Annotated in this window: 2 protein-coding genes and 1 pseudogene; 1 reads left to right on the top strand and 2 read right to left on the bottom strand. The window is 64.5% G+C overall.

The window, feature by feature from the left end:
• Positions 1-134: 134 nt before the first annotated feature.
• Both LCE31_RS29155 and LCE31_RS29160 read right to left on the bottom strand, forming a co-directional pair.
• On the bottom strand, positions 135-1,553 hold the full coding sequence (locus LCE31_RS29155; protein ID WP_225019490.1) for a tyrosine-type recombinase/integrase: 1,419 nt from the start codon (positions 1,551-1,553) through the stop codon (positions 135-137).
• The gene (locus LCE31_RS29160; protein WP_225019492.1) at positions 1,550-1,744 is read right to left on the bottom strand and encodes a helix-turn-helix transcriptional regulator; all 195 of its coding nucleotides are present in this window, start codon (positions 1,742-1,744) and stop codon (positions 1,550-1,552) included. The genes LCE31_RS29155 and LCE31_RS29160 overlap by 4 nt, the downstream gene beginning before the upstream one ends.
• Positions 1,745-3,178: 1,434 nt before the next feature.
• Here LCE31_RS29160 and LCE31_RS41570 point away from each other — a divergent pair.
• Positions 3,179-3,524: pseudogene (locus LCE31_RS41570) on the top strand (ATP-binding protein); the annotation flags it as partial.
• Between the last annotated feature and the right edge of the window lie 67 nt (positions 3,525-3,591).

A 3,591-nucleotide genomic window follows, 5' to 3' on the forward strand; every position in this document is an offset into this window, starting at 1 on the left:
CCCCCCAGCCCCCCCCCCCCCCCCCCCCGCTGGGCGGTCGGAGTTACCACCACCTACCCCCCCCGGCCGCGGGGGGGGCGCCCCCCCCCCCGGGGGGCCCCCCCCCCCGCGGCCGGATGAAGGAACGTGCCTGCTCAGGACGCTCGAATGTAGCGAGTGCCGTACGCACGTCGCTGGTAGTCAGCGTCACGCCCATCAATACAGCGGGCGTAGACCGCGAGAAGGACCTGCACGCTGTTACCTGCCCATCGGGCGACAGTCGCCGGCGGGATCCCGTCGTTGAGCCAGTTCGTGAGGCAGATGTTGCGGCAGCCGTATACCCGCTGACCCGCGATGGAGTGGAAGACGTGAGGAGGCAGTACGGCCTTCCGGGCCTTGCCCCAGCACCTCCTGAGCACTGATCCCGCCAGCATCCCGCCCTTCAACTGCCCAGGGAAGAGGAGATCGCCCGGCTGGAGCTCAAGGCGCTCGATGACGGCACGGAGCAGAGCCACGAGGTCGGGGTGGAGCGGCACAGTCCGGGTGTCGCCCACGGGACGTCCCTTGAGACCTCGCTTCTCGTGAGGCTCTCCTGAGTCCGTCCACCCACTACCGACTTCCGGCTGTGCCTCATGCACGACCGCCTCGCCCCATTCCGGTACACCGTCTGCGGTTACGGCCGCTTCGGGCGGCAAGGACACGTCCGCCACGCGGAGAGCCACAGCTTCCTCGGGACGCAGCCCCGCATAGAGGAGCGTGGCGAAGAACGCGCGGTAGACGTATCCGTACCGCCTCGTGCCGATCCATTCGAGCATCGCCTGGACCTGGTCCGTGTTGAGGAGCGAGCGCTTGTCGATGGCATCTGCCACCCTGGGAGCGGCGTTGGAGACCTTGCCCTTAGGCAGAGGGTTCTTGGCCAGCACCCCCCGCCGCACGGCCAGCTCGATGACGAGGTTCATGATCCGGCGGTTGCGCAGCACGGAACTCGGTGCAGCGGCCGTACCATCCAGCTTCGTGCCGAGCGCCCCAAGCACTCGATCGACAAGCTGAGAATCCTCCCAGGCGGCCATGGACAGCGTGTTGCGCTCGACCCAGTCCAGGATCTCGCGGATGTCAGCCGGTGGAGCAGCCTTGTCCCCACGCCGCTTCGCGTGGAAAGCCCATTCACGAAGCGCCGTACGGACCCGGACCGGGTCGAAGCGAGCCGGGAGCGGCGTGCGCACCAGCGCGACCGTTGCGGTCATGAGTGCTTTCGCCACGTTTTTCCGCTGATTCACTGAATTAGTCGGCCAAGTCTTGTCGACGAAGCCGACCGCGAACTCGTACCAGCTCACCTCGCCCGCTTTGCTACCGTACGAGACGGGTCGGCCGGTTTCGATACTGAACGGCTCACCCTTTTTGGCGGCCGTCAGTAGCTTGGCCCGTTCAGCATCGGCTAGCGCCTTGGTATTGAAGGTTCGAGAGAAGCGACGCCTCGGCCCGACCTGCCAGAGCAGCCTGAAGCCGGACGTCCCGTTGGAACGCTTCCTTACCTCAAGGTTGAATATCCGAACCTCAAACGAGGAGTCCGTCAAAGAATCTCACAATCATTGAGCCAATTTTCGAAATCACTACGCCGTACGCGCAGGGCGCCATTGGGTAGACGGATACACCGAGGCCCTCGCCCTTTCGCGCGCCAGTCATAGAAGGTGGAGCGAGCGACCTGAAGCTCGGCGCAGACCTCATCCACCGTCAGTTTCTGCGAGTTCCTTGTCGCTACCGCCATGTGCTCATCGCTCCTTGCGAGGCAATGATGGAGCTCGGCGCCCTCCCAGATGGATCAGTCGACTGGAGCCGCAAGAGGACGGGGGGTATGACAGGCTGACGCATGTGCGGGATTCCTTGCTGAGGTACGAGGAGCGACAGAAAATGCGGCAGCACACCCTCACGCGATATGCGCCAGGACGATCACCTGCGGGTGACCCCGTGCCGCCCACGGCAGGGCTGCCGTGAGAACCGCTCCGCGCCGCCCCTCGACGACACGAAGCTGCCTGCGTTCGTTCGCTGCGGCTCCACCGCCAAGCGCAACCGAATGCGAACACCTCAATGGTCTTGAAGGTCGCCGGTTTGGCTAACCGGCTATCGTCGGCTATGTTGCCCGCCGCGCCAGGCGCCTGCGTCTGCTCGGCCTCGTCGTCGACGGCCGGGGAGAACGCGGGAGCGCACTGCTCCGGGAGCACGGTCCGAGGCGACCGTTGTCCGTCAGCCGGTCAAGATTTGCCGTGCCACGACGCTCAGGAATGCCGAAGGCCTGTGCCATTTACCTAGTTGTTGCGCCCGGGACGCGGCTTTACGCGCGCGAGGACGACGCGATCACCGCACTGTCCCCGCTACAAGAGATCTTCACCGGGGAGGTCAGTTGCACAGACGGAGAAACATATCCTGTGCAGACGCAAGGTAGTCACCTGCCGTTTGGCGAATCCAGGCGTTTCTTCCCGGGGGGAAAGCGCACTGCGACAGTAAAGCTGGCAGATGGGATAGCAGACTCACACAGGCAGACCTCCTAAGCTGAAGCCACGCTAGCGGGCCGACCAGACACACAACAGGGCTGGCTGGCACGGTGTTTGCAGGTCGTTGTACGTTGACATGACTTCGGCGTACTATCCAGCTCTTCGGTGCTTTTCCCTTTCTGCCGTGGGCGAATGCAGCATCTCCAAGGGACCGGCGTTCCTCTATCATGGATCCGTGGAAGGACCAGGGCCCCGGCGTTCAGGTTAGATATCTGGTTTCGTGATCATTGTGAGTCCGTAGGACACGGGGCCCACGGTGCCGGCAGATGTGAGCGCGTCGGGCGGCGGCGATTGGCCCAGCCAACGACTTTGTGAGAGGACCGGATTAGGTCCCGCAGTGCACAGAGTTCCAGGGGTCCAGTGACCGCGGGCTCAAGAGGCGGATTCGATCGCATGGCCCGCTCAGCGGGGGCTGCACGCTGGCTCTTTCGATGGCTTCGGACAGCGACTCGGTGCCGACCGGTAAGACGCCGTGCGCCGCTCGTCCGGGCACGGGCAAAGGCGCTGGCTACGGGTGCAGGTGGCAGCCGTCGTCCCGCCGTTGCCGAGTACCGGCGGATATCTCCCGTTCTCGTCGACATCGAGATCCGGGCCCGGCGGGCGCCTCCGGAGACCAGCGACAACTGCTGTCGTCTGACGTCAATAAAGCCACCAGCCGGGTCCTCGCCGACGGGCACGCGGACCGCACCTGGGACGAGCGCCTGCGCGAACTCGTCAGGTTCGATGTCCTCGTCCTCGACGACTTCCCTCTGCGGCAGCCGAAAGCCCTGGCCAGGCTCACGACCTCTATGAACTCGTCTCCGCACGCCGGGGACGTTTTCTGGTCATCACCAGCAATCGCGCCCTCAGCGACTGGTATCCCCTCTTCCGGAACCCTGTCGTCGCCGAGTTCCTTCTCGACCGCGCATCAACACCAGCCACCAGGTCATCATGAACGGACCGAGCCACCAGCCCAACATGCGGCCAAAGACGACAGCCGACAAGCTAGTGTCCTGAGTCGTTAATTCGTGTGCAGTATGCGGCGAGGGTGTCGAGGATGTCGTCGGCGGTCTTCGTCCAGATG

This window comes from Streptomyces sp. 8L, assembly GCF_020176795.1.
In the GTDB taxonomy this organism is placed as follows: domain Bacteria; phylum Actinomycetota; class Actinomycetes; order Streptomycetales; family Streptomycetaceae; genus Streptomyces.

Coding starts and splice junctions, on each gene's coding strand:
- LCE31_RS29160 (WP_225019492.1), bottom strand. CDS start 1,744: ATGGCGGTAGCGACAAGGAACTCGCAGAAACTGACGGTGGATGAGGTC.